This is a genomic window from Neptunomonas concharum (assembly GCF_008630635.1).
In the GTDB taxonomy this organism is placed as follows: Bacteria; Pseudomonadota; Gammaproteobacteria; order Pseudomonadales; family Balneatricaceae; genus Neptunomonas; species Neptunomonas concharum.
The window spans coordinates 1511980-1538047 of record NZ_CP043869.1 but is presented as its reverse complement, the minus strand read 5'-3'; the positions used below and the strand labels follow the sequence as shown (position 1 = coordinate 1538047).

24 protein-coding genes and 1 tRNA gene are annotated in these 26068 nt (G+C 46.2%); 9 read left to right on the top strand and 16 right to left on the bottom strand.

Annotated elements, in window-relative coordinates:
- The first annotated feature begins 3 nt into the window (after positions 1-3).
- Positions 4-1125 carry a beta-ketoacyl-ACP synthase III gene (locus tag F0U83_RS07185; protein WP_138988373.1) on the top strand — a complete coding sequence of 374 codons (1122 nt, stop codon included), beginning with the start codon at positions 4-6 and terminating at the stop codon, positions 1123-1125.
- Between the two features lie 78 nt (positions 1126-1203).
- On the opposite strand, the gene F0U83_RS07180 is transcribed toward F0U83_RS07185, so the two are convergent.
- The 5 genes from F0U83_RS07180 to nfuA all read right to left on the bottom strand — a co-directional run bounded on the left by F0U83_RS07180 (position 1204) and on the right by nfuA (position 6939).
- Positions 1204-3087, bottom strand: coding sequence for a SurA N-terminal domain-containing protein (locus tag F0U83_RS07180; RefSeq protein ID WP_138988374.1), 1884 nt, complete (start codon positions 3085-3087; stop codon positions 1204-1206).
- 67 nt (positions 3088-3154) lie between these two features.
- Positions 3155-3231: transfer RNA gene (locus F0U83_RS07175), tRNA-Asp, on the bottom strand.
- 35 nt (positions 3232-3266) lie between these two features.
- Positions 3267-3542, bottom strand: coding sequence for an HU family DNA-binding protein (locus F0U83_RS07170; RefSeq protein ID WP_138988375.1), 276 nt, complete (start codon positions 3540-3542; stop codon positions 3267-3269).
- A gap of 133 nt (positions 3543-3675) precedes the next feature.
- The gene (gene lon / locus F0U83_RS07165; protein ID WP_138988376.1) at positions 3676-6102 is read right to left on the bottom strand and encodes an endopeptidase La; all 2427 of its coding nucleotides are present in this window, start codon (positions 6100-6102) and stop codon (positions 3676-3678) included.
- 243 nt (positions 6103-6345) lie between these two features.
- A complete protein-coding gene (gene nfuA, locus F0U83_RS07160) occupies positions 6346-6939 on the bottom strand; it encodes a Fe-S biogenesis protein NfuA (RefSeq protein ID WP_138988377.1) in 594 nt (197 codons plus the stop codon).
- 201 nt (positions 6940-7140) lie between these two features.
- Here nfuA and F0U83_RS07155 point away from each other — a divergent pair, with 201 nt between their 5' ends.
- Positions 7141-8307 (top strand): cation:proton antiporter, encoded by a 1167-nt coding sequence (locus F0U83_RS07155; RefSeq protein WP_138988378.1) that lies wholly within the window; start codon positions 7141-7143, stop codon positions 8305-8307.
- Between the two features lie 37 nt (positions 8308-8344).
- Here the strand turns inward: F0U83_RS07155 and F0U83_RS07150 are convergent, their stop codons facing one another.
- On the bottom strand, positions 8345-9328 hold the full coding sequence (locus tag F0U83_RS07150; RefSeq protein WP_338036385.1) for a glycosyl transferase family protein: 984 nt from the start codon (positions 9326-9328) through the stop codon (positions 8345-8347).
- A gap of 115 nt (positions 9329-9443) precedes the next feature.
- Here F0U83_RS07150 and rlmD point away from each other — a divergent pair, with 115 nt between their 5' ends.
- Together rlmD and F0U83_RS07140 are read left to right on the top strand one after the other, a co-directional pair.
- Positions 9444-10832, top strand: a complete 1389-nt coding sequence (gene rlmD / locus F0U83_RS07145; protein WP_138988379.1) for a 23S rRNA (uracil(1939)-C(5))-methyltransferase RlmD — start codon at positions 9444-9446, stop codon at positions 10830-10832.
- The gene (locus F0U83_RS07140) at positions 10829-11452 is read left to right on the top strand and encodes an RluA family pseudouridine synthase (RefSeq protein WP_138988380.1); all 624 of its coding nucleotides are present in this window, start codon (positions 10829-10831) and stop codon (positions 11450-11452) included. The genes rlmD and F0U83_RS07140 overlap by 4 nt, the downstream gene beginning before the upstream one ends.
- Here the strand turns inward: F0U83_RS07140 and F0U83_RS07135 are convergent.
- The 3 genes from F0U83_RS07135 to dapA form a co-directional block, all read right to left on the bottom strand.
- Positions 11449-12396 (bottom strand): 2-hydroxyacid dehydrogenase, encoded by a 948-nt coding sequence (locus tag F0U83_RS07135; RefSeq protein WP_211343693.1) that lies wholly within the window; start codon positions 12394-12396, stop codon positions 11449-11451. The two genes, F0U83_RS07140 and F0U83_RS07135, sit on opposite strands and share 4 nt — an antisense overlap.
- Before the next feature lie 86 nt (positions 12397-12482).
- Complete coding sequence (gene bamC, locus F0U83_RS07130) at positions 12483-13856, bottom strand: outer membrane protein assembly factor BamC (protein WP_138988382.1); 1374 nt, start codon at positions 13854-13856, stop codon at positions 12483-12485.
- A gap of 9 nt (positions 13857-13865) precedes the next feature.
- A complete protein-coding gene (gene dapA, locus F0U83_RS07125) occupies positions 13866-14744 on the bottom strand; it encodes a 4-hydroxy-tetrahydrodipicolinate synthase (RefSeq protein WP_138988383.1) in 879 nt (292 codons plus the stop codon).
- A gap of 149 nt (positions 14745-14893) precedes the next feature.
- On the opposite strand from dapA, the gene F0U83_RS07120 reads away from it, so the two are divergent.
- Positions 14894-15361 carry a peroxiredoxin gene (locus F0U83_RS07120; protein ID WP_138988384.1) on the top strand — a complete coding sequence of 156 codons (468 nt, stop codon included), beginning with the start codon at positions 14894-14896 and terminating at the stop codon, positions 15359-15361.
- A 58-nt stretch (positions 15362-15419) separates the two neighbouring features.
- On the opposite strand, the gene F0U83_RS07115 is transcribed toward F0U83_RS07120, so the two are convergent.
- Positions 15420-16502 (bottom strand): AI-2E family transporter, encoded by a 1083-nt coding sequence (locus F0U83_RS07115; protein WP_138988385.1) that lies wholly within the window; start codon positions 16500-16502, stop codon positions 15420-15422.
- Between the two features lie 22 nt (positions 16503-16524).
- The gene (locus F0U83_RS07110) at positions 16525-16761 is read right to left on the bottom strand and encodes a sulfurtransferase TusA family protein (protein ID WP_211343694.1); all 237 of its coding nucleotides are present in this window, start codon (positions 16759-16761) and stop codon (positions 16525-16527) included.
- A gap of 120 nt (positions 16762-16881) precedes the next feature.
- On the opposite strand from F0U83_RS07110, the gene F0U83_RS07105 reads away from it, so the two are divergent.
- Complete coding sequence (locus tag F0U83_RS07105) at positions 16882-18315, top strand: M48 family metalloprotease (RefSeq protein ID WP_138988386.1); 1434 nt, start codon at positions 16882-16884, stop codon at positions 18313-18315.
- Positions 18316-18363: 48 nt separating this feature from the next.
- Here F0U83_RS07105 and cybH read toward each other — a convergent pair whose 3' ends face one another.
- The 3 genes from cybH to F0U83_RS07090 are packed head-to-tail and all read right to left on the bottom strand — an operon-like array spanning position 18364 to position 21989.
- Complete coding sequence (gene cybH, locus F0U83_RS07100; RefSeq protein ID WP_138988387.1) at positions 18364-19062, bottom strand: Ni/Fe-hydrogenase, b-type cytochrome subunit; 699 nt, start codon at positions 19060-19062, stop codon at positions 18364-18366.
- A gap of 45 nt (positions 19063-19107) precedes the next feature.
- On the bottom strand, positions 19108-20913 hold the full coding sequence (locus F0U83_RS07095) for a nickel-dependent hydrogenase large subunit (protein ID WP_138988388.1): 1806 nt from the start codon (positions 20911-20913) through the stop codon (positions 19108-19110).
- Positions 20910-21989: a hydrogenase small subunit gene (locus tag F0U83_RS07090; RefSeq protein ID WP_138988389.1), complete on the bottom strand. Its 1080-nt coding sequence runs from the start codon at positions 21987-21989 to the stop codon at positions 20910-20912. The genes F0U83_RS07095 and F0U83_RS07090 overlap by 4 nt, the downstream gene beginning before the upstream one ends.
- Positions 21990-22260: 271 nt before the next feature.
- On the opposite strand from F0U83_RS07090, the gene F0U83_RS07085 reads away from it, so the two are divergent.
- Positions 22261-22677 (top strand): bacteriohemerythrin, encoded by a 417-nt coding sequence (locus tag F0U83_RS07085; protein WP_170221890.1) that lies wholly within the window; start codon positions 22261-22263, stop codon positions 22675-22677.
- Between the two features lie 85 nt (positions 22678-22762).
- Here the strand turns inward: F0U83_RS07085 and F0U83_RS07080 are convergent, their stop codons facing one another.
- Entirely contained in the window at positions 22763-23335 is a 573-nt protein-coding gene (locus tag F0U83_RS07080; protein WP_138988391.1) for a TetR/AcrR family transcriptional regulator, read from the bottom strand.
- A gap of 81 nt (positions 23336-23416) precedes the next feature.
- Between F0U83_RS07080 and trpB the strand changes: the two genes are divergently transcribed.
- On the top strand, positions 23417-24646 hold the full coding sequence (gene trpB, locus F0U83_RS07075) for a tryptophan synthase subunit beta (RefSeq protein WP_138988392.1): 1230 nt from the start codon (positions 23417-23419) through the stop codon (positions 24644-24646).
- Positions 24643-25419 (top strand): tryptophan synthase subunit alpha, encoded by a 777-nt coding sequence (trpA, locus tag F0U83_RS07070; protein WP_138988393.1) that lies wholly within the window; start codon positions 24643-24645, stop codon positions 25417-25419. Before trpB ends, trpA begins: the two co-directional genes overlap by 4 nt.
- Here trpA and F0U83_RS07065 read toward each other — a convergent pair.
- Positions 25416-25934, bottom strand: a complete 519-nt coding sequence (locus F0U83_RS07065) for an RNA methyltransferase (protein ID WP_138988394.1) — start codon at positions 25932-25934, stop codon at positions 25416-25418. The two genes, trpA and F0U83_RS07065, sit on opposite strands and share 4 nt — an antisense overlap.
- Positions 25935-26068: the final 134 nt, after the last annotated feature.

Below are 26068 nucleotides of genomic sequence, written 5' to 3'. Positions count from 1 at the left end.
CCAATGAACCAACCTATCATTACAGGCATGGGCCTGTGGACCCCTGAGCACACGATTACCAATGAAGAACTCGTTACTGCGTATAACGGTTGGGCAGAGCAATTTAATAACCAGCATGCCAGTGAGATTGAACAGGGTCTTGTATCCGCCGCCCCCTTCTCAAATGCCGAGTTCATAGAGAAAGCCTCTGGTATTAAAAGTCGTTTTGCATACTGCAAAGAGGGTATCTTGGATATTAATCGCATGCGCCCTCTGATCAATGAGCGTTCAGATGAGGAGATCTCGATACAAGCAGAGATTTCTATTGCAGCTGCAAAAGCGGCGCTCCAATCGGCCAACAAAGAAGCAAAAGATATTGACGCCGTTATTGTTGCCTGCTCCTACACACAGCGCGCTTATCCGGCCATTGCCATTGAAGTTCAGCACCACTTAGGGATTACCGGCTTTGCTTTTGACATGCTGGTTGCTTGCTCATCGGGCACCTTTGGCCTTCACCGTGCCTACGAAATGATAAAAGCAGGCACAGCAAAAAGCGTGCTTGTCATTAATCCGGAACACACCTCTCCACAAGTTAACTATTGCGACCGTGATAGTCATTTTATTTTTGGTGATGTAGCAACAGCAACCTTGATTGAATCTTCAGAGCAAAACCGTGCGCAGCATAGCTATGAGATTATCAGCACGAAAGCCGCCACACTTTTCTCCAACAATATTCGCTCAAACTTTGGCTACCTTGCCAGAGTCAATGATACAGACCCCTTCTCATCGGATGCATTGTTCCACCAAAATGGCAAGAAGGTATTCAAAGAGGTATGCCCAATGGCCGCGCAGCATATCACTGAGCATTTGAAGGAGAATCAGCTACAACCTAGCGATCTTCGCCGCTGGTGGTTACATCAAGCAAATATCAACATGAATCACCTTATCTCAAAACGGCTACTTGGGCGAGAAGCTACCCAAGATGAAGCTCCCATCGTACTGGACCGTTATGCCAACACAGCTTCCGCAGGCTCCTTGATTGCCTTTAACCTACATCATGAAGACTTACAACAGGGAGATTATGGCGTGATTTGCTCATTCGGCGCAGGCTATTCGATAGGCAGTTTATTACTTAAGAAATGCTAAGCTCACAACAGCTGAGCATAGAACAAAAAAAAGCACCCTCAAAGGTGCGTTTTTTGTTCAAGCTAAACTAAATCACTTTTATAGTTTTTCAATAACCGCTGTATTCTTTAAACGGTCAACAAAGGCTTGATAATCTTGCTGACCGATACGATTACTTAAGAATCCACCCATTGAGCGTTTTTCTTCTTCACTCAATTCAACCGCTTCAGTATTAACCTTATCTAACAAGACAAGCGCCATACCGCCATCCGCTAGATCTGTGATATCAATAGAGGGCTGCCCTTGAGTCGGATGCGGCATTGCAAACATTAATGAGCGTACCTCAGCAGGCAACTCTGCTGCTGCACGAGAGGCCGCTTCAACGCTCTCAACTGTCAAGTCAGCAGCAACCACATCAACGGGTTTACCCGCCAGTAAATCTGCTTTGCGTTGTTCAGCATCAGCTTTGAGGGCCGCTAACACTTTTTCTGTTTTGATAATCTCTTTCAGGCTATCAGCCACCTCTTCTAGCGTCTGAGATCTTGGCTCAAAGTGCTCTTTGACCCGAACAACCACAGTACGCTCTCGATCAAGCTCAATAGGAGCACTGTTAAGTCCTTCTTTGATCTGCTCTTGACTAAAAGCTGCGCTAATCACTTTCGCATTTCGGGTGATATCAACTTCTCCGCCGCTACGATCAAATGGAGCAGAGGTTAGGATCGTCAAACCAAGCACTTCTGATGGCTCTACTAAGTCACCGGATGAAAAGCTCACATCCGCCAAGGTTTCTAGTTTCTCAACATAGACTGCTTCTACTTTTTGCGAAACCAGATCTTCTGTTAGCTGCTCACGCACTTGTGCTAACGTTGGTGCTTCTTTAGAAGAGATATCTAACAGTTTGATCAGATGGTAACCGAACTCCGTACGAACTGGCTCTGATACCTCACCTTCATTCATGGAGAACAGTGCATCTTCAAACGCCGTTGCAAAAACACCTTTTCCGTTAACGCCCAGATCACCGCCAGTTTCAGCAGAGCCTAAATCTTCAGAGTCAGACTTAGCAACCGCATCAAACGTCTCACCTGCATCAATACGCTGCTTCAGGGCCGTTATTTTTGCCAATGCTGCAGCATCGTCTTGAGTATCACTCACCTCAATCAGGATGTGCGCCGAATGACGCTGCTCCTCAGCCTGAAATGTGGCCAGCATCTGATCATAGGCACCATTGATCTCTTCTTCACTAACCGAAACGCCATCGCGAAGGTCATTCTTATTTAGCACGACATATTCGACAACTACTTGTTCTTCAGTTGTGAGATTCGCTTTATCTTGCTCATAACGCGCTTTTATTTCATCGTCAGACACGCCAACCGTCTTCTCGATTTCCGCCTTTGGCAAGACAAAATAACGAGCATTTCGCGTCTGGCGATCCAGCTCAACAATACGCTCCAGCTCAGATGGCACTGCAAACGCAGAAAGCTCATAAGCAGTACGCTGCTGTTCAAGAAGTTTCTCTTTTTTAACCAGCTCTCGATACATCATAGGAGAGAAGCCAGCATTCCGTAACACCGCTTCAAATTGCGCTGGATTAAATTTACCATCAATCTGGAAATCCGGTGTATTAACGATAAGCTGATCAATCATTCGATCAGAGATCAGTAATTTTTGCTCTTGCGCTGAGAGTAGAAGAGATTTCTGCTGAATCAAACTTTCAAGCACCATCCCCCGAATCAAGTTTTCATCCAACAAAGCAGGGTCTGCGTTTTCTCCCATCTGAGATAGCAACTGGCGTCGCTGTAGCTCTGTCGCCTGATAAAGCTCTTGCTCCGTAATCTCTTCACCATTAACCGTAGCGGGCGCGTTACTTCCTGCGCTTAAGCTAACTAATGACTCGACACCAAATAACGCAAAGGTCACGATGATCAAACCCACTATGACTTTGGCAACAATACTTTGAGAATTATCCCGGATGGATTGCAGCATGTTTCACCTAAAAGCAAATCTAAAATTCAAAAAAAAAGCGCATTCGCCTGAATGCGCCTTTTTAAACTGGCGGAACGGACGGGACTCGAACCCGCGACCCCCTGCGTGACAGGCAGGTATTCTAACCAACTGAACTACCGCTCCGTGTTCGGCTTATACGACCTTGACGCGATCAGCCCTTACTTGTTTACTGCGTCTTTCAGTGCCTTACCAGGCTTGAAAGAAGGCAGTGTCGCAGCAGCAATCTCAATTGGCTTGCCTGTCTGCGGATTACGACCTGTACGTGCCGCGCGCTCTTTAACAGAAAAAGTACCAAAACCTACTAAAGCAACAGATTCACCTTTCTGCAATGCAGAAGTAACAGCCTCTAGCGCGCCATCTAATGCACGACCTGCAGCTGCTTTTGGAATGTCTGCAGAAGCTGCAATAGCGTCGATCAGTTCAGACTTATTCACGATGTTCCCCTTTATCGAGTCGTTTATTTTTTATGTTCTGTAGTCCATGCCCAGTACAAATATCTCGCACTTTATACCAACTGGCAGAAACAAGTGTCAAGCGCTCAACCCCTGATTCTGCCTAGCTTTGGCATTAATGGGTATTTATTTGTTCTGTGGAGGTTTTTGCCGATTTTTTTTCAGCTGTGACAGGCTCAACAGGTTCTTCCTTTAACGGCTCAGGTTGATACGTCAAAGCGATCTGTAATACCTCGTCAATCCACTTCACCGGCTTAATTTCTAAATCGGCCTTTATATTATCAGGAATTTCCTTCAGGTCACGTTGATTTTCATCAGGAATTACAACTGTTTTGATTCCACCGCGGTGTGCAGCCAGTAATTTTTCCTTTAAACCACCAATCGGCATCACTTGCCCGCGCAGGTTTATCTCTCCTGTCATCGCCACATCAGAGCGCACTGGAATATCGGTAAGTGCCGAAACTAACGCAGTGCACATACCAATACCCGCGCTTGGACCATCCTTCGGCGTTGCCCCTTCTGGGACGTGAATATGTATATCCTGTTTTTCATGAAAGGTAGCGGGAATTCCCAACGCTTGAGCTCTACTACGGACAACCGTTAACGCTGCCTGTATGGACTCTTTCATCACATCACCCAAACTACCCGTAGTAATTTGACGCCCTTTACCCGGTACCACAGTGGCCTCAATACTGAGAATATCCCCACCCACTTGCGTCCAAGCCAAGCCAGTCACGTGGCCAACCAGGTTTTCTTCTTCGGCCAAACCAAAACTGTGCTTCTTCACACCGCTGTAGTGGGCTAATTCTTCCGCTGTCACCACAACCTGTTTAGCAGCCTTGCCAAGAGAAACTTCTTTGACGACTTTACGACTGATTTTTGCAATTTCTCGCTCCAGCCCACGAACACCGGCTTCGCGTGTGTAGTAACGGATCAAGCCTAAAATAGCATCATCCGCTATTTCCAGCTCTTTCTCCTTCAAACCATTTTGTTTAATTTGCTTAGGAATTAGATACTTACGAGCGATATTTAACTTTTCATCTTCGGTGTAACCCGGAATACGAATCAACTCCATACGATCTAACAAGGGACCGGGAATATTCATCGAATTTGAGGTACACACAAACATGACATCTGACAGATCGTAGTCCACTTCTAAGTAATGGTCGTTAAATGTACTGTTCTGTTCTGGGTCTAGCACTTCTAACAAGGCTGATGCTGGATCACCACGCTGATCCATCCCCATTTTGTCAATTTCATCCAATAGGAATAATGGGTTTTTAACACCGATTTTAGCCATTTTCTGAATCAGCTTACCCGGCATAGACCCTATATACGTGCGGCGATGGCCTCGGATTTCGGCCTCATCCCTCACCCCACCTAACGCCATGCGTACATACTTACGATTAGTTGCACGAGCAATAGAGCGTCCCAATGAGGTCTTACCCACCCCTGGAGGCCCTACAAGGCATAGAATTGGCCCTTTCAGTTTCTTGACGCGTTGCTGAACCGCCAGATATTCCAGAATACGCTCTTTAACCTCTTCAAGGCCAAAATGGTCTTCATTGAGGATTACTTCGGCACGCTTCATGTCATGACGAACTTTCGAGCGCTTTGACCAAGGAATCTGCAACATCCAATCGATGTAGCCTCGTACAACCGTTGCTTCAGCGGACATAGGCGACATCATCTTCAGCTTATTGTATTCAGCAATGGTTTTGTCATGCGCTTCTTTTGGCATACCTGCCGCATCTATGCGGTTTTTCAACTCTTCGATGTCACTGGTACCATTTTCATCCAGATCGCCAAGTTCTTTCTGAATAGCTTTCATTTGCTCATTCAGGTAGTACTCACGCTGGCTTTTTTCCATCTGTTTTTTGACACGGCCACGAATGCGCTTTTCAACTTCAACCAAATCAATTTCGGCTTCCATTAACGACATTAAATGCTCAAGACGTTGGCGGTTTTCAAGCATTTCAAGAATTTTCTGCTTCTCATCCAACTTTAGGGACATATGAGCCGCAATCGTATCCGATAAACGACCAATATCATCAATATTCTGAAGGGATGACAGCACTTCTGATGGAATTTTTTTATTGATCTGAATAAAGCGTTCAAACTGCTCCAGAGCGGTACGCTTATAGACCTCACCCTCTGCCGTTGTAAGCTGTTCTACAGGCAAACTTTCTACTTGAGCAGTAAAGTAACTCTCTGTTTCAAATACCGTTTTAACACGGGCACGATAATCACCTTCAACAAGTACTTTGACTGTACCATCAGGCAACTTTAGCATCTGTAATACGCTTGCAACCGTGCCTATTTCAAACAAATCATCAGCGACAGGCTCGTCATCTGACGCATTTTTTTGTGCGATCAACAGGATCTCTTTATCACCTTCCATTGCCGCTTCTAAAGCTTCAATAGATTTTTCACGGCCAACAAACAATGGAATGACCATATGAGGGTACACAACCACATCACGTAGCGGCAGTACGGGAAGCTCTACATTAATAACATCACTGGTAGCTTCAAACTGATCCATAATGGATTTTGCCTCTTTGCAGGGCACCCTAAACAGCTGGGCGCGAGAAATAAAAACGGACTTTTAAGTGTCTGAATCAGACTATGGGGGCTAAAAATAAGAAAACAACCATATTCTGGTAACAATCGAGCCGCGAAAATGCGGTAGTGATTACGCTGCCGTTTACATATATTGGTTATAGCAAGACATTACGTTTCAGGCAATGTGCGAATAGATTTTGTCTATCTATTCACACATCTGTGCTTATTTGTAGTAAGCGTTATCCGTTACCGTGTGATCGGTGACGTCACGCACGCCAAGCAGCCCAGGTATACGCTCTATTAAGGTTTTTTCGACGCCATCTTTTAATGTCAGATCTACAGCGCTACAACCTTGACAGCCACCACCAAACTTGAGGATAGCTATATAACCCTCTGTTTCTTCTACCAATTCTACAAGTTTAACTTCACCACCATGTGAAGACAGACCTGGATTAATATCCGAGTAAAGAATGTAGTTTATCTGCTCATCCATTGGGCTATCGGCAGATACTTTAGGCACTTTTGCATTAGGAGCTTTAATAGTTAGTTGCCCACCCATGCGATCCTGAGCGTAATCCACCAACGCCTCTTCAAGATAAGGCAGGCTATTTTTTTCAAAATAGAAACGTACTTTTTCCTTTTCCATGATGACATCATCTTCGACCACTTCATCAGGACGGCAATATGCGAGACAGGTTTCAGCATAAGAGGTACCCGGCTGTGTCACAAACATTCTGACTGCGATACCTTCAACATTCTGCTTTTCTAACAATTCGGCCAGATAGTCCTCTGCACCTTGGGTAACCGTAATATTCATTTTTAACACCTGAGAGACAGATACATAAATTATGTCCAAAGGATACACTGATTCTAAACCCGAGTAAATTGATCAGATATTATCCAACCGACATAGATACACCTTGTTTAGACGTAGTATTTAGCACTACGGATCACCGCTTATCTAAACAGAAGATGGCACATCTGCTACACTAGCATTCAGTTGGCAGGGAGTTGTTAAATGGCCGAACATTCCGTAGTTTTTTCTTTCTTTTTGATTTTTTCAGGTGCAGCCGTTTTAGCCTCGATTGCCCTCTACACCCGACAGCCGTTACTCGTCGCCTATATTGTGCTAGGTGCCTTATTAGGGCCTTATTGGCTTGGCTATATCTCAGATACCGCCATGCTAGCCGACATATCCCACATCGGTATTATCTTTTTGCTTTTCTTGCTGGGTTTGGATATGCAGCCATCCCACCTTGTGCAAATGATCAAAAAAGCCACATGGGTGGCATTGGGTAGCTCTGTCATTTTTTTGGGGATCGGGTACACCGCAGGGATTTTCTTTGGCTATACACAAACTGAGGCACTCATTATTGGCGCTGCTTTGATGTTTTCCAGCACGATTATTGGTATCAAATTACTTCCGACCACCGTGTTACACCACCGCCACACCGGTGAACTCGTCGTAGGCTTACTGTTATTACAAGATGTTATCGCCATCATTGTGTTGCTTTTTTTGTATAGCGGCCAAGGTGACGAAGGTATGATGGGATTAGTTAAGCCTTTGATTGCCTTACCCTTGTTGATAGGAACCGGCTTTTTACTCGTCAAATATGTCATCCTTCCTTTAATTCAGCGCTTTGATCGTTTCCATGAGTACATTTTCCTGCTAGCTATCGGCTGGTGTCTAGGCATGGCCGAACTGGCTCAATATGCAGGCCTATCAGCGGAGATGGGCGCTTTTGTTGCAGGCGTTGCTTTAGCCACGAGTCCAATATCGCAGTATATTGCCACGAACTTAAAGCCTCTTAGGGATTTTTTCTTAATCTTGTTTTTCTTCTCCGTAGGGGCGAGCTTCAACCTCGCTCTGATTCCTCAAATACTACTTCCCGCTACGTTGCTGGCTGTTATCGTGGTTGCTTTTAAACCCATAGTCTTTCGTTACCTGCTCAAAACTATTAAAGAGGATGATCAGATATCATGGGAAGTGGGCTTTCGCCTTGGACAAATAAGTGAGTTTTCATTGCTGATCGCATATATCGCCACCAGCGCCGCCTTGATTGGGCAAGAAGCGTCCCATGTTATTCAAGCTACCGCTATTCTTACTTTCTTATTATCTACGTATGTGGTGATTTTCAATTACCCTTCACCCATTGCCGTGTCTGACAAACTGAGGCGAGACTAGCCGAAGCGCATACCCTCTTAGGGTATGCGACTCTTCACTAATAGAGAGTTTTATCTCTACCCTCCCAACTGAGCACCGCTTGGTGAATAGCCTTCTCACGATTATCCGCTTTACCCAACAACAGCATCAGAACCGATAATGTACTGATAACAGCTGCCTCTCCATACTCATGACGCTGATCACCACGCCATACATCTACTAGTAATTGAGGCTCTAGAGACTCATCCTTTACAAGCCTTCGCGGAAAAATGCGCCCCCACATTTCATCAGACAGCTCTCCGTTACGAATCCACCGCACCTCACAATCGCTGTCAGGTTTCAACTCGGCTTCCCCCCCATCACCTCGAATGGTCAAACTGTGCTGCACTCCCAACAGCTGGCTCGTATGCTGATGCATGGGAGCATAAGCCGGGTGGAATACCCCATCAACCGTGCAGGGTGCTAATAGAGGATTAATCAACCTGCACAGTGTGTGTACTGGAGAGCGAAGACCAAAGATGGATCGTAACTGAATAATGTCACCTAACTGTGGTACCAGCGTATTGATCGACATAAACGCAAAGGCACGCTCAGATAGCGCAGCCTCTACATCCTGCCAATTCTGACAAGGTGATAGGCCAAAGAGTGACAGCATATCTTCTGTATAAAGTCGCCCTTGCGTATGGCCGCGAGAACCATGCATAAAGATACGTACGCCCTGACCTGCCAGTACGAAAGCGGCCAACAAGTACCAAGGTAGTTGCCTTTTTTTACCCGCATAAGAGGACCAGTCCAAATCCACCGCCAAACCTGTCGGGGCATTTGCGTGCATACGTGCAGCCTCTACGAAGCCTGCCAACTCCTCCGGCGCCTCCTCTTTTACACGCAGCAGCATCAAAAAAGCGCCCAACTGCTCAGGCCTTACTTCACCCCGCAAAATCATACCCATCGCTTCTTTTGCTTCACTCTGAGTAAGCGACCTTGATCCCTTCTTTCCTTTACCAAGCACTCTTACAAATGGGGCAAACGGATGTTCTGACACGATAAAGCTCCACAATTATCTGAGGGCACAACTATACAACAGAATCCAAGGCATGGAATCTGTTGCTTATCCCTCCCTGTGATAGAATGCCTCTCCCTTGAGCTTGGAATCCATCATGAAGAGATTAGGCATCCGCTTTGGTCGGCCAAAGACCAAAAAAAACACGACCACTGACAACACCCCCATTGTCCTAAAGATAGAGTCGCTAGGACACGATGGCCGTGGCGTCGGGCGCCATCAAGGGAAGACACTGTTTGTAGAGGGCGCCCTCCCCAATGAGCAGGTACACGTGGATATTATCGCTACGCATAAGCGATTTGATGAAGCCAAAGTGTCAGAGATCATCACCCCTTCTGCAGATCGAGTAGATCCCTTTTGCAAACATTATGACGACTGTGGCGGCTGCCAGCTTCAGCACCTTGAGCATTCTGTGCAAATTCACCACAAGCAAAAGAGCGTGCTTAGCCAGCTCCAGCGCATTGGCCAAATCACACCCGAGGTTATTGAAACACCACTTACTTCACCTTCGGTTCACTATCGCCGATCTGCCCGTGTAGGCATTAACGTACTCCAACGCAGCGGTGAGGTCATCGTTGGATTCAGGCGGCGAAAAAGCAACAAACTACTGGATATTGATCACTGCCCCATACTAGACCAGCGCTGTGATGGTCTATTTAGTGCGCTAAAAGCTACGCTGCAAGATCTCCATAACCCTAAAGGCTTCACGCATGCTGAAATCCTTCTAGGCGATCAAAGTATCGCTATACAGATCCGCTGCAAGCACACGCCGGATAAAGACAGCCGTGAACTGTTGGAAACCTTTGCCAAAACGCACCAGCTCAACCTCTATATCAAAACCGATACTCAACTCCTGACGCTTTGCGAAGCTTCAACCAAGAACGCTTATCAAGTCGCTGATAACAAGGTTGAACTTCACTTTGAGCCTGGCGACTTTTTGCAGGTCAACGCAAGTATCAACCAGAAGATGATTGATCAAGCAATCGATTGGCTGACACCGGCCTCACAAGATAGCATTCTAGATCTCTTCTGTGGCCTTGGTAATTTTACACTGCCACTGGCGCACTATGCCGATCACGTTACAGGCATTGAGGGCAGCGACGAAATGGTGAGTCGAGCAAACAAGAACGCTCTGATTAACCAATTAGCCAACGTCTCTTTTTATAGAGCGGACCTTGCTGGCGATAATCAACAGCAGACCTGGTATCAAGCGAATTACAACAAAATGCTACTTGATCCTCCCAGATCTGGTGCTTACGAACTGATAGACCAAATGCCGTTAGGTATGGAGAAAATTCTCTATATTTCCTGCGAACCTTCAGCACTTGCTCGCGACGCTAAGCGTTTGCAGGAGAAAGGCTATAAATTAACACGCTTCTGCGCTATGGATATGTTCCCACACACCAGCCATGTCGAGTCGATGGCCCTGTTTGAAAAAGCGGAAAAGCCAAAAACCAAACCCAAAGCCGGACTGTTTAAACGATGATTCCCGTACTTTATGCGGACGAGCATATCGTCGTGATTAATAAACCTTATGACCTGCTCTCTGTTCCGGGAAAAGGCCCGGACAAACAGGACTGCCTATGGTTTCGTGTTCAGCAACAAGGATTTCCTACGGCACGAATTGTTCACCGTTTAGATTATGCCACCTCTGGTTTGATGGTATTAGCGTTAACAGCCAGTGCTCACGCCCTGATTAGCAAGCAGTTCCAACAGCGGGAAGTCTCGAAGCGCTACCATGCCATCATTAGCGGCACTCCAACCGAAGATAACGGTATAATAGATCAACCCCTACGCTGCGACTGGGAAAGAAGACCACTGCAAATGGTGGACCATGAGCAAGGCAAGCAGGCTATTACTCGCTGGGAGGTTATCGAGCGGCTATCGAACGCCACTCGGGTTCATCTATTCCCTAAAACGGGTCGATCCCATCAATTAAGAGTACACATGCTCTGGATGGGACACCCAATTGCGGGGGATCGCTTTTATGCCGATGAGGCTGCGCTCTCGCTAAGTGATAGATTGATGCTACATGCTGAGGAGCTTGCCTTTACCCATCCTGCTAGCAGTGAGCCCTTGCACTTTATAGAGCTTGCGCCGTTTTAAACTATACGACGCAAGGTATCACCAGCCCGAAAAGCTTTGACGTTCTCGATGGTTTGATCAAGTATTCGCTGGCGAGCTTCAATGCTCCCCCAAGCACTATGAGGCGTGACAATCAGGTTGGGAATATCACCCACTAGCAGTGGATTATCTGAGGTAGGTGGCTCACTGATTAGTACATCGGTTGCAGCGCCTGCAATTTTTCCCTTACGCAGGGCATCCGCCAAATCGGCTTCGTTAACAATACCACCGCGAGCAACATTAATTAATATGGCTTCAGGTTTCATCTGATTAAACACATCAGCATTAATCAAATTTTCTGTTTGCTCTGTGAGTGGACAGTGCAGACTGATAACATCCGCCTGCCTATACAGCTCCGCCAAGGCAACACGCCCCTCTGTAGGCGCTGTTCCTGGTCGGGCACCGATGATCACCTTCATTCCAAACGCTTTAGCAATCTCTGCAACCCCTTGTCCCAAATTACCGGAGCCGATCAGGCCGAGTGTTTTGCCAGATAGCTCTCTAATCGGAAAATCAAGCAAACAAAATTGAGTAGATTTTTGCCACTCTCCCGCCTGCACCGCTTGATGATAGCTCAGTAAATTGGTCTGTAATGCCAGCATTAAACTAAACGTATGCTGCACGACAGAAGGCACCCCGTACGCCTGACAATTAAAAACGGCTATGCCTTGCGAGCGAGCCGCTTCTAGATCAACGTTATTCACTCCCGTAGCTACCACACAAATCAGTTTTAAGGATGGATTAGATGCCAGAGTATCGCTATCCAATACAACTTTGTTAACGATAATAACATCCGCGCCACGGACTCTATCGGCCACCTCGTGAGGAGAGGTAGCATCATAGGCGGTAAAGTTATTAAAGCATTGAGATAACGTTTCTAGATTAAGATCTGTAAGGCTTTGCGCATCCAGAAATACAGCTTTCATATTCATGGTCCTTAAGTGGTATTGGCCGGTATAAACAAAAAAGGAGCCTAAGCTCCTCTTTTAAGACTACTGCATTCAGTCAACGATCAACCTGGCATATTATCTTTGATTGTCCATAAAATCTCATCAGCAATGATAGCAGGAGCCGATAGCCCTTCTTGATTCAGCACGCTGATATAAATACCTGAGCGAGTACGTGTCATTTTCAACTGATAACGTCCGGTATGCTCATAGCTATCCGTTTCAGGGTTGTAGTTGCCTTTTTTAGCATCTTCGCCAAATACATAAATGACACGGCCAGCAAACCAAATCTTATAGCCTTTTCTGTTAGCGGCATTATTTGGATCATCCAGCGCTTGTACTTGCCCTTCAGCGAGCGGCTGATTCAATGCTTGTTTCGTGCTGTATTTGATTTCAGACTCACTACCCCCACCCAACAGTGAAAGGCTATCACCTAACTTGATCTCTCCACGGTCTGAATTTAACCATTCAAAGAATCCCATATCTTTCTTGTTTTCAGATCGCGTCGTTGTGGTATAGGTCATGTACATCATGCCGGTCGCTTTGTCCCGCGTACCCACATCAAAGCCTGCGCTATCAACAGCAGCACTTAGCAGCTCCCACGACTGATCAGTATGAGACTCCAATTTCAATACAGGATTACCACGAGAGTCACGACCCAACTGAGGCTTGTTAGCCCGCTTTTCCTGATAAGCCAGTAAAGAGCGCTCGGACGGATTGGTTGTCGCTTTGCTCATGTAGCGCAGCATTTCGAACATCATATCCGATTTATAACCGACCTCTTGCGCTTCATTGCTGCTCCAATCCGCAACAGCTTCTTTTTGCGCCTCTGCAAACTGCACATGCTTCATCTCTATTGAGGTGCGCTGATAGTTCTCAGGGTCCGGTCTTAAGCGTATCTGCAGCTTATTCCGTGTTCCGCCAGGAATATCCTGAAAAGTGATTCGCTTGATCCAGCGATCAACGAAGCCATGCTCCGGCCCATCGACGATGATCCAATCACTCTCAATAACACCTTGCCGGGCATCCGCAGATTCCACGGCAATACCGTTATACTTCATGAAATCTAATGACTTTTCCCATACCGATGCGATGGGCTCATCAACCACAATAATCTTCTGGTTACCCAGCTTCTTCAGATTAACTGCTTCACTACCGGTATCTGCGTAGAAAAATTCTGGCCGTGGAACTTCAAATTCACCCGTTCGCTTTGAGGCCGTATTTGTAATCGCAGGAATTACAAGCAGGTCCTGTGTTTGCTTCACTTGCAAATGAGGCGGTACATCCAGCTTTTTAGCAACGGTTGCTTTCTCGTACTCCTGATTCCGATCGCGTATTAACCCCTCCTCTCCATAGATAGGGTTCTTTTTGATCATGCTACAACCACTCGTTAAGGTGATAGCAGCCAGTACAGCCGTAGAAAGTAACCGCTTTTTCATAAAATCTCCTTACTTGAGAATTCCGCTATCAACCATCGCTTGTTTTACAACCGGTTGGCTCGCTTGCGACAACACAGTTAACGGCAAGCGGATTCCCTTATCCATTAAGCCCATCTCATACATCGCCCATTTCACGGGGATTGGGTTAGCCTCAATGAACAAATGAGTATGTAAAGGCATCATTTTTTGCTGAATCGCACGCGCTTCTTCAGCTTTACCTTCCAAGCCTAAACGACACATCTCTGACATCTCAGCTGGCGCAACGTTCGCAGTTACTGAAATATTTCCCTGCCCACCCGCAATAATCAGCTCAATCGCAGTAGCATCGTCTCCAGAGTAGATGGCAAAACCTTCTGGCGCATTTGCAATCAGAAAACGTGCACGCTCAAGATCACCCGTTGCTTCTTTGATACCAATGATATTCGGGATCTGTGCCAATCTGAGTACCGTCTCTGGCTGCATATCACATGCTGTTCGTCCTGGAACGTTATATAAAATCTGTGGAATATCCACCGCTTCAGCAATCGCTTTATAGTGAAGGTACAGGCCTTCCTGAGTCGGCTTGTTATAATAAGGCGTTACCAACAAGCAGGCATCAGCACCGGCATTCTTTGCTTCACGGGTCAGCTCAATCGCTTCTGTCGTAGAGTTAGCGCCAGTACCTGCAATTACAGGGATGCGGCCATTAACGCGTTCAACAACACGTTTGATTACCGCACAATGCTCATCACAATTAAGTGTTGCAGACTCACCTGTCGTGCCTACTGCAACGATAGAGTCTGTGCCCTTATCCAAATGAAGATCCACAACCTTATCAAGACCAACCCAGTCGATCTCTCCGTTGTCCTTCATTGGGGTGACAAGCGCTACAATGCTGCCGGTAATCATTTTATTCTCCGTTACATAAGGTTGGTGCCTCTGTTTTTTCAGACACATCCAAACCGGATCTGATATCGTATAAGGCTCGATATTCTATACGAAATAGTGACAATAAGCGTAGTAGCCACATCGCTTTTTTATGATTTGAGGAGAAGAAAATGGCAAAAGTGGAAATTGACCACGAAGTTGAGGACTTTTCAGCCCCAATAACCGGTGCAGAGACCTTCCAATTATCAGCTCATCGCGGCAAAAATATCATCGTCTACTTCTACCCCAAAGACAACACACCAGGATGCACCACTGAAGGGCAAAATTTTAGAGATCTTTACCCCGACTTTACCGCCCTGAATACGATTGTGGTGGGGGTCAGTAAAGATAGTCTTAGAACCCACGAGAACTATAAAGCCAAGCATAATTTCCCATTTGAGTTGATTACTGATCCAGATGAAACCGTCTGCAAACATTTTGATGTTATCAAACTCAAAAAATTATATGGCAAAGAGTACATGGGTATTGAGCGCAGCACTTTCCTGATTGATACGCAAGGTGTGCTTCGCCAAGAGTGGCGTAAAGTGAAAGTAAAGGGGCACGCTGACGCTGTATTAGAAGCGGTAAAAGCTCTTTAGAGTCATCGTATGCAGTGCCCATGACATGGGCACTGCAAAATTCAAGGCCATTTATAAACTAGCTAACTTCTTCTACTGACTGGTCATCAGCATCGAGAGGCCCAGGCCAAGCATTCATAATTGCCTTTACCAAGGTGGCGAGCGGAATAGCAAAAAACACGCCCCAAAATCCCCAAAGTGTTCCGAAGACCAAAACCGCTACGATTATAGAGATAGGGTGTAAGTTGACTGCTTCAGAGAACAGCCAAGGTACAAGAGCATTGCCATCTAATGCCTGTATGACGCCGTAAACCACCATTAAATACATAAATTCATTGCTCCAGCCCCATTGAAAAAAGCCGATCAATGCAACAGGCAAGGTAACAAGCGCCGCTCCGATATAAGGGATCAAGACGGACAAGCCAACCATGATACCCAACAACGCTGCGTAGTTAATTCCCAAGAACAAGAAAGCAACGTAAGTGACTGTACCAACAATAAAAATCTCAATTACTTTACCGCGTATATAGTTCGCTATCTGGTCATCCATCTCATCCCAGACTTTGGTCATCATTTTACGTTTTTTAGGTAGAAACGAAGCCCACCAGCGCACCAGAAGGCGACCATCTTTTAAAAAGAAGAAAACCAGAATAGGTACTAGGACTAAATAAACCAGCAAGGTCATCACCCCGGTCAGGGAGTTTAGTGAAAAGGTTAAAACCCATTGCCCTGCACTGCTTAGTTCACTGGAGGCTAACGCCATGACTTCGCGAATCTGTGACTCAGAAATCCACTGCGGATACTGCTCCGGCAGTACTAACAACATCGCCTGAACCTCCTGAACCATGCCAGGAAGCTCGTTAAAGAGATTAGAGAGCTGCTTCCAAGCCAGTGGTACAACAATTAAGGTTAGCGCTAAAAGAAAACTTAAGAAGCCAGAAAAGAGGATCAGAACCGCCACAAGATGAGGCACTCTTCGCTTAACCAACCAATCCACCCCGCCCTGCATCAAAAAGGCGATTATCAAGCCTGCAAACACCGGTGCCAAAGGCTTACCCAATGTAAGAATAATGAGCAAAGAGGCGCCCAATAAAAGAAATAGAAACAGCGCTTCTTCATCAGAAAAATACCGCTCGATCCATTTAGAAAAAATTGCTCTCATACCTAGAAAATCCTAATGTTTTTCAACCGCGGCGAATGAGGTAGGTATATTCGGCGTCTGCGCTGAACATTTCAAGTAACTCATGGTCTGAACGATCAGTAAAAGCTTTAAAGTCACGCACTGAACCTGCATCAGTAGCTACGACTTTTAGAACCTGCCCTGTTGTAAGTTTGTTGAGTGCCTGCTTGGTTTTTAGCAAGGGCAAGGGGCAGTTTAGTCCACGAGTATCTAAGAATTGATCGACTTCTATTTCTTGCATAGTAGGCCTTAATATCAATGAATTAACGACAGTTGTGATAAATCGCAAACATCACTAAGCATATCGGGGTAAGATAATGACACGCTTCCCATCCCCTTGAAAGAGAACATGGAAACCTGAATGACTTTTAAACCTGTTATTTTCGCAGCGCTGCTTTTAGGTACAGCACATTACACATCTGCTAACGATAACTTACCCATCTTAGGGGACTCAACCTCTTCCATAATCTCTTTAGACAAAGAGTACAAAATAGGCCAAGCATGGGCACGCTCACTCAGAGGAAACGCCCCATTACTGAATGACCCTATTACCTACTCATACCTTTATGATTTAGTGTGGCAACTGGCTGCCTACAGCCAATTGCAGGATAGACGGCTCGATCTGGTTATATTGGATAATCCCACGCTTAACGCTTTCGCCGTACCAGGAGGAGTGGTCGGCATTCATGGGGGCCTGCTTCTCTCTGCCGAACAAGAAGATGAATTAGCCTCTGTAATTACCCATGAGTTTGCCCATCTAAGCCAGCGCCATTTTGCTTCGCAGTTAGAACAAGCGCGACGTAACCGCCCTTTATCTCTAGCGACCATTCTAGGGAGTATTTTAATCCTAGCAGCTGACTCAAGCGCAGGAACGGCGGCCCTCACAACCAGTATCGCAGCACAGCAAGCGTCTCGATTAGCATTTAGCAGGCAAAATGAGCAAGAAGCTGATCGCATCGGTATGCAAAACCTAGTCGAGGCAGGCATTGACCCTAATGCAATGCCAAGAATGTTTGCCCGAATGCAGCGATCTTTACGCTTTGAAGGAGCCAAGCCTCCCGAGTTTTTACTTACTCACCCTGTGACGGAATCCCGCATTGCGGACTCACTTAACCGTGCAGCACAACTACCTACCCCCCCCAAACGCAGAAATGCCTTGGATTTCACCATCATTCGCATACGAATGGCGGTTCACTTCACAAAGAACCCACAAGACGCTTTTAACTACTATCAAAATGCTAGCAACAACAACGCTGACGCGAAAAACCTCTATGGCCTAGCACTGGCAGCCATTCGACTCAATAAGTTTTCAGCGGCTCAATCTGCTCTTGAGAAGCTACCTACAGACTGGAAAAACCACCGGTTTGTTCGTCTGACGTTAGTTGAAAATACGCTATCTAATGAGCAATGGCAGAACGCAATCGGTGAGCTAACACACTTAAACAGCTTGTATCCTGGGGATTTCGCCGTTTATAAACTGCTAGCCAAAGCGTTTATGGGTGCGAAACAACCAGAAAAAGCGACAAAGGTGCTTGAGCAACTTATTGAGGACCATCCCAATGATGTCGACGCTTGGTATCTGCTCTCTGAGGCGCTGGGGCAAGCAGGCAAACGCCTCGCTGTCCATGAAGCACGTACAGAGTACTTTCTCCTGACAGGGCAAGTAGATAGAGCATTGCAGCAAATTCTGTTTGCTAACCGTGAGCCAAACCTCAGCGAGTCAGACCGTGCCCGTTTGAGCCAGTTAGAATCTGATGCTAAGCGCATTCGCGAAGAGATGAAAATGGATTTATAAGGACCAACGTAGCCAAACTAGCTGGCTACGTTGTTTCTAGCCTTGCTGTTAGTCGGGCTTATCGTCCTTGAACATTCGCCAGCCGCCAATCATGGTCGAAATCAAAGATTGTCGGGACATAATGTCCTCCCTTACAGCAACATATACATGAATCATGATAAAGACAATGAGATACCACATGCCTAAATGATGCCATGTATGCACATCTTGGCTCTGCCCCATTAGCGGAATAACCCAGCCAAAAAGCTGATCAGCCCAACTACCTTGCCCCAAACCTTCACCGTATAGCGCAAAACCAGTGATAATCATAAAGATCATTCCCAGCACAAAAAAAGTGAACATGGCTAACTGACCAAGCGGGTTGTGGCCAATATATTTTTTCGGCGTTTTCTCCATAAAGAGATACCAGCGCACTTCATGAACCGCTTCTTTCCACCACTTTGCTTTGAAGATCGGTACGATAAAGAGTTCACGGGCATGACTATTACCAACAAACGCCCAATAAATTCTTCCTAAAAACGCAATGGTTACAACATAACCTGCCGTAAAGTGAGCAAATCGGATATATCCCATCACATAGTTATCAATCGCCTCTCCTGGCATTGTCGGTAAGGGTGAGCCAATAAAGTACCCGGTGACGCATAACGTCAACACGGAGAACACCGTTACCCAGTGCCATAAACGAACGGGGGCTTCATATACATAGACCGCTGTTTGCTTACGCTGTTTGAGTTGCTCTGTACTCATGTAAACCTCCACGGCACCTGATGCCCTCAGGTGCTCTCCCAGCTATTAGCGAATTTTCACTTTTGTCAGTTCCTGACCGTCCGGTGACATCACATGCGTGGAGCACGCCAAACACGGATCAAAACTATGTAAGGTTCGCAATATTTCTACTGGTTCGTCTGGACGCTCCATGGGTGTATTCAGCAAAGACGCTTCAAACGCACCAATATTGCCTTTAGAGTCCCGAGGGGAGCCATTCCAAGTGGTTGGAACAATAGCTTGATAGTTCTCTATTTTGCCATCTTTGATCTTAATCCAATGCCCCAGTGCACCACGTGGCGCTTCATTGATACCAACACCTTTTGCCTCTTTTGGCCAAGTACTAGGGTCCCACTTTTCAACATTAGCTGTAGAGGAGTCCCCATTCTTGATGTTGTTAATCAGCGCGTGCCAATCATCCAACATGGTATCGCAGCATAGCTCGCATTCCAGAGCTCTTGCTAATGTCCGCCCCAAAGTAGATGGAAGGAACTGTTTTAACCCCAAGTCTAAACCGGTCGCTTGATTGAACCCTGATAACGACCGATCGACTTGCTCTTTCACATACTCTCGACCAGAAACATAAGCGATGATGTAACGCGGCAATGGCCCAACCTCCATCGCATGACCTCGCCAGCGAGGAGCCTTGATCCACGAGTATTTTGCCGCTTCATCTAATTCCTGAATGTTGGTTTTAGTCCCTTTTGTATTAGGACCTAATTCGAAGTTTGGTTCAGTGACGCCATCCCAAGGGTGAAGCCCCTTCTCGCCATTGGCATAGGTGTACCATGAGTGATCGACAAATTCTTGAATCTGTTCAGGGTCCCGAACATCCACTTCATGGATCTCATTCCAGTTACCACCGATAATGGCACCAGCTGGCAGCAAATCGGTAGATTTATCCCCTTGTACTTGGGCATATGTGCCATAAGAGAGTACGTTCTCACTAGCAAGACCTCCGCCATAGAGCCAGTCTTTATAGATACCGGCAATAGCCATCACATCAGGCAGGTATACATTTTTTGTGAACTCTCTCGCTTCTTTTATACGCTCCAGTACAAAGTTCAAACTGGTCATATTAACCGGCGCACCGGATGCTCCCACTCCGTCCAGATTAATCGCGCATGCAACACCGCCGACCATGTAGTTCGGGTGAGGGTTTTTACCGCCAAAAATGGTGTGTATTTTGACAATCTCTTTTTGTAGGTCGAGTGCTTCAAGATAATGAGACACCGCCATTAAATCCGCTTCAGGGGGAAGCTTATATGCCGGGTTATCCCAATAGCCATTGGCGAATAAACCTAATTGCCCCCCTTCTACAAACTTTTTCAGGCGTGTCTGAACATCACGAAAATATCCAGGGCTCGACTTTGCATGACTTGGAGACACCATTTGTTGCAGCTCAGAAGTTGCTTTCGGGTCTGCTTTTAATGCGTTAATCGGGTTAACCCAATCCAAGGCATGAAGATGATAAAAATGCACGATATGATCGTGAATCTGCAGCGTTTTATCCATCAGGTGACGGATAAGATAGGCGTTATAAGGAACATCAATGCCTAGCGCATCTTCAACGGCTCTTACAGAAGTCAATGCATGAGTACCCGTGCAAACACCACAGATCCGCTCTACAAAGGCCCATGCATCCCGTGGATCGCGTCCTTTCAAAATCACTTCAAGTCCACGCCACATCGTACCGGTAGATACGGCATTGCGGATTATATTGTTTTCATCAACGTTGACTTCACATCGCATATGGCCTTCGATGCGCGTTACCGGATCAACAACGATACGACGGCCACTGTTATCAAGATTACTAGCATTTAACGTGGTCATACGTCTTGATCTCCTTTATGTTGTGCACGTTTGATCGCGCTCACTGCGGCATGAGCTGTCACCGCAGCACCGACACCACCGGCAACCGCCATGCCGATCTCATCCGCATTTTTCTCAATTCCAAACTGGTGAATATCGGTTAGGCGGTCATAAAATGATCCTTTATCCCAAAAGCCATCTTCCGAACAACCAATACAACCGTGGCCTGCTTGAATGGGGAAAGAGGTTCCTTCATTCCAACGTACGGTTGAGCATGCGTTATAGGTCGTTGGCCCCTTACAACCTACTTTATATAAGCAGTAACCTTTACGGGCACCTTCATCATCCCACTCCTCAACAAATTGGCCTGCATCGAAATGTGGACGTCGGTAACATTTATCGTGGATACGTTGGCTATAGAACATCTTTGGTCGCCCCTGACGGTCTAATTCAGGAATTTTCCCAAAGGTCAGCATATAGGTAATGACGCCTGTCATAACTTCCGCAATGGGCGGACAACCCGGTACTTTAATGATCGGCTTATCCTTGATCACTTTATGGATAGGTACGGCCTGCGTTGGGTTAGGCCGGGCCGCTTGAACGCAGCCCCATGATGCACAAGATCCCCAAGCAATAATGGCCTTGGCATCTTTAGCTGCATGTTTTAATTGATCGAGAAATGGCTTACCGCCAACAATACAGAACATGCCATCTTCATTCAGCGGAGGGTTACCTTCCACCGCTAAAATATAGTTACCCTTATATTTCTGGATGGTTTCTTCAAGTATCGCCTCGGCTTGATGCCCTGCGGAGGCCATTAAGGTGTCATCATAATCCAGTGAGATCATAGAGAGGACAACATCCTTAACCAAAGGATGTGCTGACCGGATAAAGGATTCTGAGCAGCAGGTGCATTCCAAGCCATGCAGCCAGATCACCGGTGTCCTTGGTTTACTCTCCATGGCATGAGCTATTTTAGGTGCAAAAGTAGGCCCTAATCCAAGAGCCGCAGCCGTTAAGCTGCAATATTTGAGGAAACTACGGCGAGTAATACCCTGGCGCCGCATGACTTCATAGAAAGTTTCGATGGATGGCATGTTTTTTCTCCGTCTCAGCAGCTCATGCTTTAGCATAAGCGGCGACGTGGTTCTTATAATCAAACCTCTTCAAAGCAAAAGACACACCATTAAATTTAATTATTTTATTTTCAATAAGTTACATAATATACAAACATGCAAAGCTGTATAACGCATCCAGCTAAACTCCCAAGTTGAAAAGATGCTTTCCATAGACTAAAGGTACATACAGCTTCTTTTCGTAACCGAGTAGGCTCAAACAAACAATAAGAATAAAAAGAGATGTATGAATATGAGCTACCTCGACCACGAAGGGATTCCACGTTTGGCTTTAGATTTTATTGATCGAGATCACGAAGAAGCCGCTCGCCTTGTCAACGAAATAAAGTCGACTATTAACTTAATCCGGCAATCCCAAGCTAATCACGATGCCCTCTCACCACTTCTAGAGACTCTGCTCAATAACAAGCAGGAGCACTTTAAACGTGAAGAGGAAGCCATGTCTCAAGCCAACTTCCCCGCTTACCAACTGCACAGGCAAGAGCACTGTCGAGTGATTAATGAGCTGACTTCACTGATCGACCACTGGAAAACCTATGAGGATTTAAACGCACTAAACTCGTATATGACCGAGATTTTTCCTACATGGCTGAAAAGCCATACATCAACCATGGATAAGGCATCTGTACATTATTTAAAGGGCGGGTAATCACACAGGCGGCATAGCTTATATCTGCCACATAAGCTATGCCCTATTCAAAACAGATCACATACGAACTTCATTACCTAGAAAGCTATTCAGCGCTTTCCAATTTATCAATAGCACTTTGGACTCTCGCCACCAGCTTCTCATTGGCCATAGGCTGCTCACCCGATAATACCGGGATCAATGTCAGTTCTCGACAAACCGCAAATAGCATAAGCACCAACATGTCATCGGGCTGACAAAATCGCTGCTCAAGCAGTTGGCTGACCCAAATCTTTAAGTCTTGATCAAGTTGTGATAACTGCTCTTGCACATCCTGATCCAACTTATGGCACTCACCGTAAAAGATTCTGTACAGGCAGGTATAAGCAGGATCGGCAGACATCTTCTTAAACGCTGCTACTAATAAAGCAGAGGTAGACAAACCTTCTTTATTTTCGAGCAGTACTTGACGCTCAGCTTGCGCCTTGGATAGAAGAAATTCAACCAGTTCACTTAGCAACGCCTGCTTCGTCGGAAAATTATTATAAACCGTCGGCTTAGACACACCGGCCTTCTGTACGACAAGGTCGATCGACGTACCTTGAAAGCCAGCTTTCGAAAACAGATCTAGAGCAGTATCCAATATCAGTTGTTTTTTAGATGGACGGCCACGCGCCATAAAAACTCCATTGACGGCAGGCAAATTATCTATTAATTTAACCAAACCGTTTAGTTAATAAATTAATCTATAGGTGTGATAATGCGTGATGATGGTTATTTTGGTCAATACGGCGGCAGCTATATTCCGGAAATACTTTTTAACAGCCAACAACAGCTGCTAAAGGAATATCGATCAGCCATGGCTGATTCTGCATTCATCGAACAAGTACAACAGGAGATGCAAGAGTACTCTGGACGCCCCACTCCGCTCACGCACTGTGCACGCCTCTCCGCCCAAATCGGTGGTGCGCAAATCTACCTTAAACGGGAAGATCTAAACCATAGCGGTGCTCATAAAATGAACAACGTTATTGGCCAAGGGCTGCTTGCCAAGCGCATGGGCAAAACACGTATTATTGCAGAAACCGGTGCAGGTCAGCATGGTGTAGCTTCGGCGCTAGTCGCTGCACGTCTCGGACTTGAGTGTACCGTTTATATGGGCGCCCACGATATAGAACGCCAGTACCCGAATGTTTTCTGGATGAAGCAGTTAGGAGCAACAGTTATTCCCGTAACCACAGGTGCTGCCACACTAAAAGATGCCTTAGATGAGGCAATGCGCGATTGGTCCGCCAGTTACGATGATACCTATTACCTGATCGGAACAAGCTGTGGCTGCGCTCCGTATCCTGAAATGGTCTCGGGCTTTCAGTCTGTTATTGGTCATGAGGTCAAGACTCAGGCTCTGAAACAATTTGGCCAGCTACCCGATAAAATCTATGCCTGTGTTGGCGGTGGCAGTAACGCCTGCGGTATTTTCATGCCTTTCCTTGAAGACAGCACAGAGCTTGTCGGGGTTGAAGCCGGTGGCAGAGGCCCACAAGTTGGCGATCATGCTTGCCGTTTTAATACGCCACAAGCTCGGTTTGGTATCGCCCAAGGGTTTAGCACACGTTTTCTTCAGGATGATCAAGGCCAACTATTGCCGACTCACTCTATTTCAGCAGGTCTTGATTATGTGGGGGTTTCTCCGATCCTTGCCGATCTGGCAGATCGCGGTGAGGTGAGAATGATCAGTGCAACCGATGAGGAGGTCATGACCGCGTTTTCGCAACTGGCAAAAAATGAGGGAATTATTCCGGCACTGGAATCGTCCCATGCTGTCGCCGGCGGACTACGCGAAGCGGCAACTTTATCTCCTGATCAGCATATTGTGATCAATCTATCAGGGCGCGGCGATAAGGATCTCTTCAACATCGCTCGCGCACTCAATGACCAACCGTTTAATACGTTTCTGCGCACTTATCTGGATGAGGAGGAAAACCGATGAAACAGCTAACTTCATTTATTCAGAGAAAACGTGAAAGCCAACCCATTTTACTCATGACCCATGTGGTATACGGTTATCCAACGATACCGGAGAGCCTTGAGATCATGGAGATGCTGCTAAAAGAAGGGGTAGAGCTTCTGGAGGTGCAATTCCCCTTCTCAGACCCTGTTGCCGATGGCCCGGTGATCACCGAGGCTTGTCATGTTGCCCTAGAGCAAAAGGTTACGTTAAACCAATGCATCGAAGATATATCCGTATTGGCAAGCACTTATCCAGAAAGCCGTGTTCTGTTAATGAGCTATCTTAACCCGCTTATCCAGATAGGTTTTGACCATTTAGCAGAGAAACTCAGCCCTTCAATTTCAGGTATGATCATTCCTGACCTGCCTATAGACCATAAAGCATTGGCCACACCCCTGAACGATAAAGAGATACCCATTATCTGGATTGTAACACCCGGTATGGAGCCGTCTCGCATTCAAAAAATTGCAGATCAAGCAGCAGGAATGCTCTATTGTGTTAGCCGTGCAGGCGTCACAGGACAGACAAATTCACCTATCGACTCACTTGAAAGCTACTTAAACTCGATACGCGCCCTGACTCAGCTACCTTTAGCGGTCGGGTTTGGTATCAGTACCCGAGAGGATATTGCCATGCTAGAAAACAAAGCTGACGTTGCCATTGTGGGTTCTGCCTTATTAAGAGCGTTTCATGCTGGAGGTATTCAACAGGTGAAACGATCTCTTCTTGAACTTAAAGGCAGTAACGCCTAAGCCGTTTTCACTCTGACGCTGTTATTGGTATCGCGACTTTTCCGGATCAGCTCATCGCCCATCATATGACGATGAGCTGATTTTGCTAAGCGATCATAGAGCACCACATTAACGGTTGCCGCTAAATTCATGCAACCAACTGTAGGTATGTAAACAACTGCATCCGCTTTATCAATAACCGCTTGCGATAAACTGCTATCTTCTGGGCCAAATAGGTAGAAAGCGTTTTGCGGATGCTTAAAATTCGGCAGCGACGTAGCACCTTCAGCCAGCTCCACACAAACCAGCTTTACGTCGTCAGGTATCACTGCCGTAATATCATCGCCTGCAGAACGAAGTGGAATGCGGTGAGCCGCCTTTTTGGTATCAGTATTAAATTTAACCGCTTTGTCATAACGACCACCGGTGTAAAATACAGCGTCAACCTGATAACAGCCTGCGGCACGCATAACCGCACCTACGTTGGTTGGACTTTTCGGGTCTGTTAAGCCAATGAATGCTTTACCTTGTTGCATGAATGGTTTTCTATCTCAGCAGAATCTAAAAGTGCAAGGATACGCGAAATCAATCAGCTTATCAGGGTTGTTTATCTCTGCTATGCTTTTGCCCTGGATAAAACCACGGGACACCCTGTTAATTTTTATATGAG